Source organism: Devosia sp. (genome assembly GCF_025809055.1).
Lineage (GTDB): Bacteria > Pseudomonadota > Alphaproteobacteria > Rhizobiales > Devosiaceae > Devosia.
This window is the reverse complement of record NZ_CP075529.1, coordinates 230,377-245,640: the sequence shown is the minus strand read 5'-3', so window position 1 is coordinate 245,640 and position 15,264 is coordinate 230,377. Positions and strand designations below refer to the sequence as shown.

Genomic DNA, 15,264 nt, shown 5'->3' with positions numbered 1-15,264 from the left:
TCAAGTTCTTGGCAGATCGATTCAAGGGCTTGGACATGCGATTCTGGATATTGCGTCAACTTGTTGTATTGGCTGGACAATTTGCGCAGTCCGGGTCAGTCAATATGTCGCCTTGGCACGAAATCGGGTATGCGTGCTTGACCGGCAACACCAGGAAAACAATATAGGAAGCGATCGGGGTCGAGCTGCCCGAGCGCCCATCGTAGGAGGGACACGATGGACTTTTTCACGCCCGAAATGGTGCCGTTCACGGCCGCAATCGGCATCACGATCGCACTCGCCATCCTTGAGTTCGGCGGCCTGATGATGGGCCTGCATCCGAGCGCGGCCATCGACAGCAGCCTGCCCGACCTCGACGTCGATGTGGACGTCGACGCGCCTGAGATCGAGTTGGCGCCGCTCAGCCAGTTTCTCAGCTGGATATCGTTCGGCAGGCTCCCTGCCCTTGTGGTTCTGATCCTTTTTCTCACCAGTTTCGGGCTTCTGGGCCTCTTTGGCCAGCAGAGCTTGCGCAATGTCTTCGGCTTTGCACTCCAGCCCTGGATTGCCAGCGTTCCGGCCGCCATCGGCGCCCTCTATACCACCCATTTTATCGGTCACGGCCTGGCCCGCATCATGCCGCGCGAGGAAAGCGACGCCGTCAGCACCTCGGCCTTCATTGGCCGGGTGGCCACCATATTCAGGGGTTCCGCCAGCGCCGGTCATCCGGCAGAAGCAAAGCTGACCGATATTCACGGCCATACGCATTACGTGCTGGTCGAACCGGACGACCATGAGCAAACCCTGCCAACCGGTTCGGAAGTGGTGATCGTGCGCCAGAAGGGAAGCATCTACAGGGCCATCACCCGCCTGAAACCGGCGGACTGATGGTCACCAAGGTCAAGACCAAGACCCCGCCCCCGGATGAAGGGGAACAGGAACCGCCGGGCGGGCAGAACCCGTCCGAAACCACCCCGGCGATGATCGACCCCGATCCGCCGGCCATCGCCCCCATAGACGATCAACCCATTCAAGAGATTTCACCGCCGCCATTGCCCGCAGAGGAGCCCGCCGCAATGTTCCAGTCCCTGTACGACGTCCTGATCATCATTGTGGTGATCGTGGTGGCGCTGTTTGCCATCGGCCTGATCTTCGCCCGCCTCTACCGCCGCTCCTCAAAGGAGGTGAGTTTCGTGCGCACCGGCTTTGGCGGGCAGAAGGTGATCATGAACGGCGGCGCGCTGGTCTTTCCGGTGCTGCACGAACAGATCCCGGTGAACATGAATACGCTGCGGCTCGAAGTCCGCCGCGCCAATGAGCAGGCCCTCATCACCAAGGACCGGATGCGCGTCGATGTGCAGGCCGAGTTCTATGTGCGGGTGCAGCCAACGGTCGAATCCATCGCCAATGCCGCCCAGACACTGGGCCGGCGCACCATGGAGCCTTCGGCCCTCAAGGAACTGGTCGAGGGCAAGTTCGTCGACGCCCTGCGTGCCGTGGCTGCCGAAATGGCCATGGAAGAACTGCATGAGCAGCGGGTCAACTTCGTACAGAAGGTGCAGGCGGCCGTATCCGAAGACATTCTCAAGAATGGTCTCGAACTGGAATCGGTCTCGCTGACCGGCCTCGACCAGACCAATCGCGAATTCTTCAACCCGGACAATGCCTTTGACGCCGAGGGTCTGACCAAGCTGACGCAGGCGATCGAAGAACGCCGCAAGACACGCAACGATATCGAGCAGGAAACCCAGGTCCTGATCGAGCGCAAGAACCTCGATGCCGAGCAGCAGAAGTATCAGATTTCGCGCGACAAGGAGTTTGCGCGGCTGGAGCAGGAACGGGAAATCCAGATCCGCACGGCCGAGCAGGCGGCGCTGATCGCGCAGCAACAGGCGGACCGCGACCGCGAGGCCCAACAGGCGCGCATCGTTGCCGACCAGAAGGTGCGTGAGGCCGACATCGCCTCCGGCCAGGTCGTCAAGGAACGCGAAATCGCCACCGCACTGGCCGTGGAGGCCGCCGCCGTCGACAAGGCCAAGCAGATCGCCCTGGCCGAGCAGGCGCGCGACATCGCCGTGTCGGTGAAGAGCAAGGAGAAGTCGGTGGCCGATGCAGCGGCCGACGAGGCGCGCGCCGTGGCGGCAAAGGCTGCCGAAGAGGTCAACACGGCCCGCCAGACCGCCGCAGCGGAGCGCGAAAAGGCCATTCAGCTCATCGAGGCGCGCAAGGCGGCCGAGCAGCAGGCGATTTCGGTGACCGTGGCCGCTGAAGCCGAAAAGCAGGCTGCTGCCGACCGCGCCGAAGCCCTGCGCATCGCAGCAGAGGCAGAAGCGCAGCAGGCCAGGTTGCGCGCATCGGGTGAGGCCGAGGCGGAAAAGCTCAAGGCCGACGCTCTGGCCGCGACCTACAAGGTGGAAGCGGAAGGCAAGCGGTCCGTCAACGAAGCCAGCAACACCCTCAGCGCCGAGCAGATCGCGATGCAGGTGCGTATGCGCCTGATCGAGGCGTTGCCGCAGATCATCGCCGAAAGCGTCAAGCCGATGCAGAATATCGACGGGATCAAGATCCTGCATGTCGATGGGCTTAACGGCGCCGGTGCCAATGGCGGCAGCGGCGAAAGCGCTGCCGGAAATGGCGGACTGGCCGACCAGGCCGTCGCCGCCGCCCTGCGCTATCGCAGCCAGGCGCCGCTGATCGACGCCCTGATGGGGGAACTCGGCCTCAGCGGCGGCACGCTGGATGGACTGGCCTCATCGGTAACCCAGTCGTCACCGGTCGAGCCGAAGGCGAAGAAGTAGCGGCCTCGGCGAACAGGCCGATCAACGCATAGCAGTTGCCGGTGCGCCAACGACAGATGCGGCGGCGGTTTCCTCGGCGTCGATCTCGGCTTCCGGCTCCTGCCGGAGGCTGTTGGACAGCGGGCGCTCTTCGAGGAAGAAGGTCAGCGCAAAGGCCAGCAGGGCCGCGCCGGCCGCAGTATAAAACACCGGGTGCAGCGCGCTGGCAAAGGCTTCGAGCACCAGGCTGCGCGTGGGTTCGGGCAGCGCAGCGACCATCTGGGCATTGAAACTGCCGGTACCGCCACTGCTGCCGGCCGGCAGCAGTTCGCCCATCCGCGCTGCGAGACCGCTCGAAAAGATCGCCCCGAAGGCCGAGACGCCTATGGAGCCGCCGATCTGCCGAAACAGGGTATTGCCCGCTGTGGCCACGCCAACCTGATCGCGCGACACGGCGTTTTGCGTGGCGGTCACGCTGACGCTGTTGACCGGGCCAATGCCGGCGCCCACCAGGAACATGTAGATGGCGACCTGCCAGGAAGGCGTATCGAGCTGCATATTGGCCAGCAGGGCCAGCCCGATGATCAGCACGAAGGTCGAAACCTGTGGCAACAGCTTGTAGCGGCCGGTGCGGGTCATGAGGAAGCCGGACAGCATGGAAGCGCCAATCAGGCCAACCATCATCGGCACCAGTTGCAGCGCTGAATCGGTGGGCGACACGCCCTTGGCCAATTGCAGATACATGGGCAGGAAGGTGATGGAGCCGAACATGGCCATGCCGACCAGGAAACCGACGGCGCTGGTGACGGAAAAGGTGTTGTTGGCAAAGAGGTTTAGCGGCAGAACCGGCTCTGGCGCGCGAGACTCGACCCAGAGGAAGGCGCCGAGAAACACCAGGGCGACCACGATCAATCCGATGATTTCGACGGATGCCCACGCAAAGGTATTGCCGCCCAGGGACGTGGCCAGCACGAATGCGGTCAGGCCACCCGAAAGCAATACGAAGCCGGAATAGTCGATCGCGTGCTTCACCCTGTCGGCGCGGGGCCTGAGGGCCACGGCGATGACAGCGAGCGCGATGATGCCGAGCGGCAGGTTGATGAGGAAAATCCACTGCCAGGACAGGTGTTCGACGATGAAACCACCCAGCAGCGGGCCGACCACCGTTGCGACGCCGAAGACCGCGCCGAACAGGCCCTGCACCCTGCCCCGCTGACGGGGCGGGATGATGTCGGCGACAACGGTCATCGCTACCACCATGAGGCCACCACCGCCCAGGCCCTGGATGGCGCGCGCCACGATCAGGAAGGTCATGGATGTTGCCATGGCCGAGAGCACGGCGCCGCCGAGGAAGATGACGATGGCCACCTGCAGCACGATCTTACGACCGTAGAGATCACCGAGCTTGCCGTAGATCGGTGCCACAACGGTGGAGCTCAGCAGATAGGCGATCACGACCCAGGTGAGGTGATCGAGCCCGCCGAGCTGTCCGACGATGGACGGCAGCGCCGTGGACACGATGGTCTGGCCCAGCGAGGCGAGCAGGAGAGTGACGGCGACAGCGCCGATGACCAGCCGAACAGACTGGTCCTGCGGCTCTTCGGCCGGTTGAACGGTTTGGGACATTAGGGCAATCCTTGGCACGAATGGGTCGGCGTGCGGCGTCGGCCCTTGCGGAAAATCATGTGCGGGCATACATGTGCCCTCGGCAATTACATGTCAATAGCACGTAATTGCTCGTTTCATGCAAATCAGCGAGAGCTGCCATGCCTTTGAGTGACAAGACCGAACTGAACGCGCTGCTGCGCAATGCTGGTATCGATGCCGCAACGGCCGAGGCCGTCATGGATATCGACGGCATGTTGCAGCAATGGCGACGGCGGGCCATGAAGCGCGAATTGGGTCACAAGGCTCTTACCGACCTGAAAATCGGCATCGATCTGGCGCAGCTTGACGTGCTGGTGGCCATCGAAGGGCCGACACCGGAATTCGGCGCCGTGGAAGGGGAAACCATGGTGGCCAGCGTGGCCGAGCGGCTCAACATCGACCCGTCCCGGGCGAGCAGGCTGGTCAGCGAAATGGTCGAACTGGGTTTTGCCCGCAGGGCCGTCAGCCAGGCTGACGCGCGGCGGACGATCATCGAGCTAACCGACAAGGGCCGCGCTGTGGTGGAGGCGGTGCGGGCCTATAAGTACCTGATCATGGGTGATTTTCTCAACGCATGGCCTGCGGAGGACGTCGCCAGTTTCGTGCCGCTACTCAAGCGGTTTGCCGGCTGGACAGACGGCATTGATGCGGCAGCGGAGAAATACGCGGCGGAAATAGCGGCACTTTCGCCAGCCGGCGCGGGAGCCGATGCTGCGGCCTGATCACCACGAGCCCTGATCCGTTTTTGGCCCGCACTCTAATGCGAGCGTTTACGAGGGGGATAAGTTCCCCCTCAGTCGTCTGCGCGCTTCTTCTTGTGATCCTTGGACTTGGCCGGCTTTTTCTTGGGCGGGCGTGGTTCGCCCTCGGCCGTGGGCTTTGACCATTTCGGCTTGCCCTTGTCCTTGGATACGGGTTTTTCCTTTGCCGCATAAGGCTTTGCGGCTTTCGCAGGCCTCGCCTCACGCGGCGGACGCGGCGTTTCCATGAAGCTTTCGAAGTCATCGGACTTCGGTTTTGCGTAGCGTTCCTTGCGGTCGGCCTTTTCCGGTCGCGGCTTCATCGGGTCGTATTTTTCCGGCGGGCCGGGCGGGCGGCGGCGGGACTGAGGACGCTCGGGGCGTTCACCGGGGCCATCGACGCCGTTTATATAAACGCCCTTTTCGCCTGTGCCGTTCTTGCCGACCGAACGCAGGAAGGAATCCACCTTGTCGGCGGCGATCTCGAAAATCGTTTCGGTGTCGAAAATACGAATGGAACCAATGGCTTGCTTGGTGACCCCGCCCGCCTTGCAGATGATCGGCAGGAGCCAGCGCGGCTCGGCGCGCTGCTTGCGGCCGACATTGATCTTGAACCACGACCCCCCGGCAAATGCCTCGCGGGTGCGGGGCGTCCGCTGGTCGTCGAGCGCCAGTTCGGTGACCTCTTCGGGGATCGGGCGGGCCGCCAATTGCAGGCGCAGGTAGGCAGCAGCCAGTGCCTCCGGGGCCCATTTGGCTAGCAGACTGCTAACACTGACCTGCTCATCTTCGGTGATTTGGTCACTCAAAAGCGAATTTGTGAGAATGGACTCGCGATAGCGCGTGTCGATGGCCTCAGCCGAGGGCGGCGCGATGGTCTCGGCCTCGACTTTTGCAGTCCGGAGAATGGAGAGCGCGACGCGCTTGCGATGAGCGGGCGCGATGACGACGCAGGTACCCTTGCGCCCTGCCCGGCCGGTTCGGCCGGAGCGATGCAGGAGCGTTTCGGCATTCATCGGCAGGTCGGCATGGATGACCAGATCGAGATTGGGCAGGTCGATGCCGCGCGCAGCGACGTCGGTGGCGACGCAGATGCGGGCACGGCCATCGCGCATGGATTGCAGTGCATTGGTGCGTTCGGCCTGGGTCAGTTCGCCCGACAGCGTGACGACGTCAAAACCCCGATTGTGGAGGCGGGCCGACAGATGCTTCACCGCCTCACGAGTGGAGGCGAAGACGATGGTATTGGTGCTTTCGTACCAGAGCAGCGTGTTGATGACGGCATTTTCGCGCTCGGCGGCGGGAACGGCCATGAGCTTGTAGTCGATGTCGGCATGCTGCTCGCTGGAGCTTGTCGCCGAAATGCGCAGGGCATCGCGCTGGAAGGTCTTGGCGAGTTCAGCAATGGGGCGCGGCACGGTCGCCGAAAACAGCAGGGTACGGCGATCTTCCGGCGCGGCGGCGAGGATGAATTCGAGGTCTTCGCGAAAGCCCAGGTCGAGCATTTCATCGGCCTCGTCCAGCACCACGGCGCGCAACTCGGACATGTCGAGGGCGCCGCGGGTGATGTGGTCGCGCAGGCGGCCGGGGGTGCCGACGACGATATGGGCGCCGCGTTCGAGCGCCCGGCGCTCGGTCCGCTGATCCATGCCGCCGACGCCAGCCGCAGTCTGGGCGCCTGTCTTTTCATAGAGCCAGTCAAGCTCGCGCCGAACCTGCATGGCCAGCTCGCGTGTCGGGGCAATGACAAGGGCCAGCGGCGCGCCGGGCGGCGGCGGCATATCGGTGGCGCCGAGCAGCGTGGGGGCAATGGCCATGCCGAAGGCGACGGTCTTGCCCGAACCGGTCTGGGCGGAGACGAGCAGGTCGCGACCATCGGCTTCCGCTTCGAGCACGGCGGACTGGACCGCCGTCAGGCTGTCATAGCCTTTTGCGGCAAGGGCGAGCGCGATGGGGGCGGAAATGGTTTCGGGCAGGGACATCAGGGGCTTTCGGTGCTGCGCGAAATGCGCATTTCCGCTCGGTGTGGGTGACTATGACATTTGTTGCGCAAGCAAGCAAAAAGGCCGCCCGGCGGGCGGCCTGGGATTTGGTGCTGGAGGAAAGATCGCCCCAGCCCTTCGCAGGGCTCAGGGCGTTCGACCCTCAAATCGCTCCACCGGAGCGATTTGCCGGCTGGTCAGAACCAGCCGTCGGGTCTCACCCAACCAGTTCATCATCGCCGAAGAAGAACTTGATTTCCTGGGCGGCGGTTTCCGGGGCGTCGGAGCCGTGGACCGAGTTTTCACCGACGGACAGGGCGAATTCCTTGCGGATGGTGCCTTCGGCGGCGTTGGCCGGATTGGTGGCGCCCATGATCTCACGGTTCTTGAGGATCGCGCCTTCGCCTTCGAGGACCTGCACGACAACCGGGGAAGCAATCATCTGCTCGACCAGTTCGCCGAAGAAGGGGCGTTCCTTGTGAACCGCGTAGAAGCCTTCGGCCTGGGCGCGGGTCATGTGGATCTTCTTCATCGCGATCGGGCGCAGGCCGTTCTCTTCGAACTTGGCGACGATCTTGCCGATCAGGTTGCGGCGGACGGCATCGGGCTTGATGATGGAGAAGGTGCGTTCGATCGCCATGGCGGTCAGTCCTAGTTTTTCTTGGGAAAGGTGGCGCCTTTTAGCGGGAGCTTGTGTCGCGCGCAAGACGGGGCTTTGGCAGGGGTTGTATGTTGCTGGTGCGGGTGGGCGCCCCTCAGAGCACCCCCACCTAGCTTTGCTAGGCCGTTGGCCAAGCTGCGCTACCTCCCCCATCGAGGGGGAGGTAGAGTCCGGTGCTTGTTGTGTCATCCGGGCGCGTTTGGGGACTGCTGTGATCAGTCCGCGTCGACGTCGGTTGATCCGGTGGCCAGAACCGAGCCGTCGGGGCGAGTGAGGGTTACGTCGATGAGCGAGATGATGTGCTCGGCCTGGATGGTCTGTTCGACTTCGATTTCCACCACCTGCATGGTGCAGACTTCGGCGGTGGAAATGGTCGGGAAGGTCACGGCCAGCGTGCCATCGACCAGTTCACCGACTTCTGCGGGACCAACCTCCTCGCAGGCGCCGCCGTCATATTCGAATTCGATGGTGATCTGATTGGGATTGATGCGGGTGGCGTCGAGGTCCCGCAGGGGCATTGTCTCTGCCGGCGCGGGTGCGTCCTTGGATTTTTCGGGGGACTTGTCCTGGGCCAGAGCCGGCAGGGCCAGGGCCGTTGCTGCAAGTGCGATGGCGGCGATGCGATTGGCAGACATGGGTTTTCCTGTCGAAATGGTTTTGCGTTCAAAACACCCGCCCCATCACTTGGATGCGCGGCAAATTCGGCGATAGCGTGTCCGGCGGTTGCCTAAGCCGCGGGATAACCGTATCCAGCCAGCACCAGATGTCGCGGCTCCGCTGCCTGCCAGCGCTTTCGCCTGCCGACACGCCATTTCCGGATCGTGCCTTTCGCCATGTTGACCATCAATAACCTCACCTATCGCATCCAGGGCCGCGTGCTGCTCGAAGACGCCAACCTGACGCTGCCCGATGGCACCAAGGCCGGCTTCGTCGGCAAGAACGGCACTGGCAAGACCACGCTGTTCCATCTGATCCAGGGGCATCTGGCTGCGGACGCAGGCTCGACGGACGTCAACCGCAAGGCGCGGATCGGGGCCGTGGCGCAGGAAGCCCCGGCCGGGGATGAGTCCGTGCTCGACGTGGTTCTGGCCGCCGACAAGGAACGTACGGCGCTGATGGCCGAGGCAGAGACGGCGACCGATCCGGACCGGATCGGGGAAATCTATACGCGCCTGGCCGATATCGATGCCCACACCGCCGAAGCGCGGGCCTCGGCGATCCTCAAGGGGCTCGGCTTCGAGCAGGACCGGCAGAACGGGCCGACGCGCGAATTGTCCGGTGGCTGGCGGATGCGCGTGGCGCTGGCGGCGGTGCTGTTCAGCCAGCCGGACCTGCTGCTGCTGGACGAGCCGACCAACTATCTCGACCTCGAAGGCACGCTGTGGCTGGAAAAGTACCTGGCCACCTACCCCTATACGGTCTTTCTCATCAGCCATGATCGCGACCTGCTCAACAAGGCGGTCAATTCCATCGTGCATCTCGAGCATCGCAAGCTGACCTTTTACAAGGGCAATTACGACACGTTTGAAGAAACCCGCCGGATGCAGATGGAGCTCAACAACAAGAGCCGCGAAAAGACGCTGGACCAGATCGCGCATCTGCAGAAGTTCGTGGACCGCTTCAAGGCCAAGGCCAGCAAGGCCAAGCAGGCGCAGGCGCGCGTGAAGATGATCGAAAAGCTTCGCCCGCCCGCGGCCATGTTCGACGAGCATTCCGCCCCGTTCCGCTTCCAGCAGCCCAAGGTCGAGCTGCCGACGCCGATGATCACGCTGGACGGTGTTTCCACCGGCTATGGCGACAAGGTCATCCTGCGCCATGTCACCCAGCGCATCGACCCCGATGCCCGCATTGCGCTGATCGGCGTCAACGGCAATGGCAAATCGACTTTCGCCAAACTGCTGGCCGGCGACATTCCGGCCATCGATGGCACGATGCGGATCAACAAGAAGCTCGACATTGCCCATTTCGCCCAGCACCAGATGGACAAGCTGGTGCCCGAGCAGACGCCGCTGGAACACGTCGCCTCGCTGATGCCGATGGACAACGAGGCCAAGCGCCGGAGCCGGCTGGCCCAGATGGGGCTGACCACCAGCCGCATGGACACCAAGGCGAAGAACCTCTCCGGCGGCGAGCGGGCGCGGCTTCTGATGGGGCTCATCACCTTTTCGGGCCCCTCGATGATGATCCTGGACGAACCGACCAACCATCTCGACATCGATAGCCGCGACGCGCTGGTTCACGCCCTCAACGAATATGAGGGCGCGGTACTGATCATCAGCCACGACCGGCACCTGATCGAAGCGACCTGCGACACGCTGTGGATCGCCGAGGGCGGCACGATCCGCGAACTGGACGAGGATCTCGACAGCTACCAGCGCAGCATCACGTCGAGCAAGGATGGCAAGGGCAGCGGTGGCGGCACCGGCGCGCGCAAGCTTTCCAAGCAGGAGGCGGCGGCCCGGCGGGCCGAACTGGCGCCGCTCAAGGCCTCCATTAAGGATGCGGAAACCAGAATGGCCCGTTTGAACGGGGAAATCGAGAAAATCGAGGCGCAGCTGGCCGATCCCAAAGTTTACAACGGATCGCCCGAGCGCGTGATTGCGTTGGGCAAGGACAAGGCGCGCTACAGCGCCGACCTGTCGACCACCGAAGAAAACTGGCTGGCGCTGAGCGCCGAGCTCGAAACCGCGGAGCGTGCATGACCCGGCTCACCGCCAAGGACATCATCTTTACCCTGGGCATGGAGCGCCACCCGGAAGGCGGCTGGTTCGTGCAAACCTTCAAGGATGAAGCCAATGGCGCGGGGCGTGCGCAGTCCACGGCGATCTATTATCTCCTGGAATCCGGAGATCAATCGCACTGGCATCGGGTCGATGCGGTGGAGGTCTGGCATTTCTATTCGGGGGCGCCGCTTGACCTGCGCGTGTCCGATGGGGTGAGCCTCGACACCTGCCAGCTGGGCCCGGACTTGGGCGCGGGGCAGCGTCCGCAATTTGTGGTGCCAAAGGGTATCTGGCAGTCGGCGCGCAGCACCGGGGACTGGACACTGGTGGGCTGCACCGTGGCGCCGGGTTTCGATTTTTCCGGCTTCGAGATGGCGCCGCCCGGCTGGGAACCGGGCGCCTTCACCAAACCCGGGGACGCGCGTTGACAGGTCCGTGACCTTACCCTCTTGATGATGCTTCCCAAGACCGGAGACTAGTCCATGCGTCTGCTTACTGCCCTGGTTTTCGCCGTTCAGGCGATGATGCTCGCAGCGCCGGCGCAAGCGCAGGACCTCTCCAGCTTCAGCAAGGCGGAGCGCGCCGATATCCTGCGCTTTGCCGAGAGCAACAGCCTGTTCGTGCTCTATCACGAAGTCGGCCATGTGCTGATCGACCAATTGGGCCTGCCGGTTCTCGGCTATGAGGAAGACGCCGCCGACAATTACGCGACCTGGACGCTGATCAGCGAGGGCACGCCGGATGCCTATGACACGCTGGAGCGGTCGATCAAGGGCTGGCTGCTTTCGGGGGTGGCCTATGGCAGCGGCACCTATGAAGAAGATTATTCGGACGGCTACAGCCTCGACAAGGAAAGGGCCATGCAGATCCTGTGTCTCATGGTCGGCAGCAATGGCGCCGCCTTCCGCGAGATGGCCACCTTCCACCAGATCCCGCGCGAGCGCCAGGATTCATGCCGCTGGGATTATGACCTGGTGGACCGGAGCCTGGCCTCTCTGCTCGCCGACAAGGTGGCGGGGGCCAATGGCGGCACCGAGGTCAATGTGACCTATCGCGATGGCGGGCGGCGGCTGCGGCTGGCAGAGCGCGCCTTTCGGGCCAGCGGCGTCTTCGACAAGGTGGCCGACCACCTGCGGCACGGCTATCGCCTGAAAAATCCGGTGACCTTCACCGCCCGGCGCTGCGACGAGGCCAATGCCTTCTATGACCCCAACACCATCGAGATCATCTTCTGCTACGAGCTGATGCAGGATTTTATCGATCTCTATGCGGCCGACCTGCGGGAATAGGCTTCAGCTGAACCCGACATATCGCCCTGGACGATGGTTGAGGGCGATGATCATGTTGAGCACAAGCGCCCCCAGGATCGAATAGATCACCCGATCGAAGGGCAGGATGAAGAAGGCCGCGACCAGGATGACGGCATCGACCCCAAGCTGGAAATAGCCGGCGCGGATGCCGAAATTGTCCTGGAGATAGAGCGCCAGGATATTGATGCCGCCAACGCTGGCCTTGTGACGGAACAGGGACAGGATGCCCAGGCCCATCAGGCCCCCGCCCACAAGCGAGGCAAAGAGCGGATCGATGCGATCAATGCCGATCCAGCCGGGGAACTGGCCGCTGAAGTAGGACACGATGGCAACGCTGGCGATGGTCTTGACCGCAAAGGGCCAGCCCATGCGCATGAAGGCCAGGCCGTAAAACGGCAGGTTGATGGCAAAGAACAGCCAGCCGAAGGGAATGCCCGTCACATATTGCAGCAGCAGGGCGAGACCGGCGCTGGAGCCGGTGGTCAGCTGCGCTTCGGCATAGAAGGCGATGCCCAGCGACACCAGCGTCGTGCCGATGAAAATCGCGAAAATGTCTTCGTACCAGCGATGGTGGCTGGGGGAGGTAAGGTCCGGCGTCATGCCTTTTTCACCCAGCGGCCGTCGCCTTCCTGCTGCCAGTAGGTCACGGCATTGCCGTCGCGCAGGGCCTTCCAGGCGAGGCGGGCCTCGGCCAGCGCGTCGGGATCGTGCCCGGAAAACAGATAGACGAGGCGTTCATAGGTGCCGGCGTCCTGCGGCACGGCGCGATCGACGAAGAAACGCACATTGGCACCGTTGGGATTGTCGGTGCCGGTGGTGAGCAGGATGGGCTGGCTGGCCTCATGCTCTTCTCCCGCCAGGCCATGGGGCAGAAAGGCATCGTCGCGAAAGGTCCAGAGATGGGCATCGAGCGCTTCGGCGCGTTCGCTCGATCCCACCTCGACCACGGCCCGCCAGCCGCGCTCCAGGGTCTTTTCAAGCAATTGCGGCACCACAGCTTCCAGCGGGCGCGCTTCCAGATGATAGAACAAGATCTCAGCCATGCGCGGACCATAGCGTCAGGCTCATGGATTCTCCATATGGCCCAGCGCATGTCGAGGATGCGACTTTGTTTGGCCGCGGTTTGACGCGATCTTGCCCACGACGGCGAAAACCAGCAAGGTCTGCGCCGACTCGCGCCACATCCGAACGGACGCCCCGCCGCCTGCATGAAGAAGCTCACCCTCTACCTGACGCGGCTCTTTGCCATCGACGCGCTGGCCCTGTTTGCCATCGTCTGCCTGCTGCTGTGGCTGGTGAACTGCCTGCGCGCTTTCGACATCGTGTCGGTCAAGGGCCAGGGTTTTGATACCTTGGCCATTCAGGCCCTCTACGCCATGCCGGAGCTGGCTATCTCCTTCTTCTACATCTGCGTCGGCATCGGACTGGCGCGGGCGCTGTCGGCGCTGCAGACCAGCCATGAACTGCACATCATCCACACCAGCGGGGGCATTGGCGCCATCTGGCGGGCCACGGCGCTGGTGGCAGTATTGGCTGCGGTATTCGTGCTGTTCCTGTCCAATTTCGTGGAGCCGATGGCAAAGCGACAACTCAACTTGCTGAATGAAAGCGTGGCCGCGGACCTGGTCAGTTCGACCCTGCGTCCCAACCGCTTCACCCAGGTGACGCCCAATGTGGTGCTGCTGATCGGCGGGCGCGAAATGGACGGCGAGATCGTCAATTTCTTTGCCGACGACCGGCGGGTCGAGAACCAGCGCCGGACCTATGTCGCCGAAAGCGCCCGCGTGCTGGCCGATGGCGACAAGTATCTGCTGGAGCTGCGCAATGGTGTCATCCAATCCGAGGACAAGGACGGGGCTTATTCGGAGGTGCGGTTCTCCCGCTATAATCTGAGCGTCGAAAGCCTGGCCCAGCAGGTCGCGGTTGCCGACCGTCTCGGGCAGATGAACTCCTTCGACATCGTCGCCGAGACGATGGAATCAGGGAAGTGGCGGGAATCGGTGGTGCAGCGCCTGACGACCCGGAATGCCGAGGCCGTGCGGGTGATCGGCATCTGCATGTTCGTCCTGGCACTCGCGGCTTTTCCCAGCGGCCGGCGCGCCCGCTTCCGGCTGCCGCTCGAGGCCATCGTCCTCCTGGTCGCCTTCGCCGAGCGGGGCATCGGTTCGTATAGTCCCCTGGGGGTCGCGACGGGCTCCGTGCTGCTCATCATCGGATCGGGCGGTGTGCTGGCGATGCGTCTCTGGCCGCGCAGACCCATTCCCGAAGAGGCGGTGCCGGCATGACCCGTATCGACCGACTGGTACTGGCCCGGCTGGCCTCGCGCATCGGCGCCACCGTATTCATCTTCTACGGCATCATCGCGCTGGTGGAGTCGCTCGACACCTGGCGCTTCACCGTGGTGTCGCGCGAGAACGGCACCTTCATGGCTATCGTGATGGTGGCGATGAGCGCAGTGCGTTGGACCATCAAGACCCTGCCGGTGACGGTGCTGCTCGGGGCCATTCTGGGTATTGTCGATCTCAAGCTGCGCCGCGAATTGACGGTGATCAAGGCGACGGGCATTTCCATCTGGAAGATCATCCGCGCGCCCACCATCGCGCTGGTGCTGGCCAGTTTCGCCATCGCGCTCGGGGCCGAGACAGTCAGTACCCAGATCAACCGGCAACTCAGCCCGACGCCGCCCGGCCAGACATCGCAGGCGACACCGACGGGCGAAGTCTGGCTGGAACAGCGCAGCGGCGATGCCAACTACGTGCTGATGGCGCTCGCCATGGTCAATGGCGGGCAGGAATTGCAGAATGTGCAGGTCTTTCCGCTGGGCGAGAGCAACATCCCCCGGCTGGAAGCAACGACCGCCACGCTCGAAGGCGGGAACTGGGTGTTTCCGGTCGCCGCGATCCAGCGTTCGGACGGGCCGGCGACTGTCGTCAGCGACTACCGCATTCCCACTAGCTCCACCGCCGCCGAGATCAGCCTGAAACTTGCCTCGACCGAGGACATGACGTTCTTCGAGCTTTCGGCCCTATTGGCCGAGGGCGTCGAAGACCCCGACATCTTGGCCGCGGCCAGCATGCGGCTGATCAAACTTCTGGCATTGCCGCTGGTGCTGACCGGCTCGCTGTTCATCGCCTTCGCCTTCACCGCGGGCTATAGCCGCAATACGCAACTCGGGCCCTCGGTGCTCTATGGCATCGTGCTGGGGTTTCTGGTGTTCATCATCACGGAAATGGCAGACCGGGCGGGCACGTCCGGCGTGCTCAACCCGACCTTTGCGGCCGTGGGCCCGGCACTGGTCGCGATAGTGGCGGGCCTGTCCGTGCTGTTGTACAAGGAAGATGGATGGACGTGATGACCGGGCCCGATGGCCCGCGCCACACCGATTTTGGCCGTATTCGTGCGGCAATTGACACCGAGGGACGGACGCCGCATTGAAGGCGTTCTC

General features: G+C 63.4%; 14 protein-coding genes. 8 read left to right on the top strand and 6 right to left on the bottom strand.

Annotation, left to right across the window (positions count from 1 at the left end):
- Positions 1-216: 216 nt before the first annotated feature.
- Both KIT02_RS01190 and KIT02_RS01185 read left to right on the top strand, forming a co-directional pair.
- Positions 217-867: a YqiJ family protein gene (locus KIT02_RS01190; RefSeq protein ID WP_297581189.1), complete on the top strand. Its 651-nt coding sequence runs from the start codon at positions 217-219 to the stop codon at positions 865-867.
- A complete protein-coding gene (locus KIT02_RS01185) occupies positions 867-2,777 on the top strand; it encodes a flotillin domain-containing protein (protein WP_297581186.1) in 1,911 nt (636 codons plus the stop codon). The genes KIT02_RS01190 and KIT02_RS01185 overlap by 1 nt, the downstream gene beginning before the upstream one ends.
- A 21-nt stretch (positions 2,778-2,798) precedes the next feature.
- On the opposite strand, the gene KIT02_RS01180 is transcribed toward KIT02_RS01185, so the two are convergent.
- Complete coding sequence (locus tag KIT02_RS01180) at positions 2,799-4,382, bottom strand: MDR family MFS transporter (protein ID WP_297581183.1); 1,584 nt, start codon at positions 4,380-4,382, stop codon at positions 2,799-2,801.
- 140 nt (positions 4,383-4,522) lie between these two features.
- On the opposite strand from KIT02_RS01180, the gene KIT02_RS01175 reads away from it, so the two are divergent.
- Positions 4,523-5,125, top strand: coding sequence for a MarR family winged helix-turn-helix transcriptional regulator (locus KIT02_RS01175; protein WP_297581180.1), 603 nt, complete (start codon positions 4,523-4,525; stop codon positions 5,123-5,125).
- Between the two features lie 71 nt (positions 5,126-5,196).
- Here KIT02_RS01175 and KIT02_RS01170 read toward each other — a convergent pair whose 3' ends face one another.
- The 3 genes from KIT02_RS01170 to KIT02_RS01160 all read right to left on the bottom strand — a co-directional run bounded on the left by KIT02_RS01170 (position 5,197) and on the right by KIT02_RS01160 (position 8,421).
- Positions 5,197-7,125, bottom strand: a complete 1,929-nt coding sequence (locus KIT02_RS01170; RefSeq protein ID WP_297581176.1) for a DEAD/DEAH box helicase — start codon at positions 7,123-7,125, stop codon at positions 5,197-5,199.
- Positions 7,126-7,342: 217 nt separating this feature from the next.
- Entirely contained in the window at positions 7,343-7,765 is a 423-nt protein-coding gene (gene ndk / locus KIT02_RS01165; RefSeq protein WP_297581173.1) for a nucleoside-diphosphate kinase, read from the bottom strand.
- 236 nt (positions 7,766-8,001) lie between these two features.
- Positions 8,002-8,421 (bottom strand): hypothetical protein, encoded by a 420-nt coding sequence (locus tag KIT02_RS01160; protein ID WP_297581170.1) that lies wholly within the window; start codon positions 8,419-8,421, stop codon positions 8,002-8,004.
- A 198-nt stretch (positions 8,422-8,619) separates the two neighbouring features.
- On the opposite strand from KIT02_RS01160, the gene KIT02_RS01155 reads away from it, so the two are divergent.
- Genes KIT02_RS01155 through KIT02_RS01145 form a run of 3 tightly spaced genes read left to right on the top strand, consistent with a single transcriptional unit; the run spans position 8,620 to position 11,798 of the window.
- Entirely contained in the window at positions 8,620-10,488 is a 1,869-nt protein-coding gene (locus KIT02_RS01155; protein WP_297581167.1) for an ABC-F family ATP-binding cassette domain-containing protein, read from the top strand.
- Positions 10,485-10,937 carry a cupin domain-containing protein gene (locus KIT02_RS01150; protein ID WP_297581164.1) on the top strand — a complete coding sequence of 151 codons (453 nt, stop codon included), beginning with the start codon at positions 10,485-10,487 and terminating at the stop codon, positions 10,935-10,937. The genes KIT02_RS01155 and KIT02_RS01150 overlap by 4 nt, the downstream gene beginning before the upstream one ends.
- 54 nt (positions 10,938-10,991) lie before the next feature.
- Entirely contained in the window at positions 10,992-11,798 is an 807-nt protein-coding gene (locus tag KIT02_RS01145) for a DUF4344 domain-containing metallopeptidase (RefSeq protein ID WP_297581162.1), read from the top strand.
- A gap of 3 nt (positions 11,799-11,801) precedes the next feature.
- Here the strand turns inward: KIT02_RS01145 and KIT02_RS01140 are convergent, their stop codons facing one another.
- Together KIT02_RS01140 and KIT02_RS01135 are read right to left on the bottom strand one after the other, a co-directional pair.
- Positions 11,802-12,419: a YitT family protein gene (locus KIT02_RS01140; protein WP_297581159.1), complete on the bottom strand. Its 618-nt coding sequence runs from the start codon at positions 12,417-12,419 to the stop codon at positions 11,802-11,804.
- Positions 12,416-12,862: a DNA polymerase III subunit chi gene (locus KIT02_RS01135; protein ID WP_297581156.1), complete on the bottom strand. Its 447-nt coding sequence runs from the start codon at positions 12,860-12,862 to the stop codon at positions 12,416-12,418. Before KIT02_RS01135 ends, KIT02_RS01140 begins: the two co-directional genes overlap by 4 nt.
- A gap of 165 nt (positions 12,863-13,027) precedes the next feature.
- On the opposite strand from KIT02_RS01135, the gene KIT02_RS01130 reads away from it, so the two are divergent.
- Entirely contained in the window at positions 13,028-14,104 is a 1,077-nt protein-coding gene (locus KIT02_RS01130; protein WP_297581152.1) for an LptF/LptG family permease, read from the top strand.
- A complete protein-coding gene (locus tag KIT02_RS01125; protein WP_297581149.1) occupies positions 14,101-15,171 on the top strand; it encodes an LptF/LptG family permease in 1,071 nt (356 codons plus the stop codon). The genes KIT02_RS01130 and KIT02_RS01125 overlap by 4 nt, the downstream gene beginning before the upstream one ends.
- The last annotated feature ends 93 nt before the right edge of the window (positions 15,172-15,264 follow it).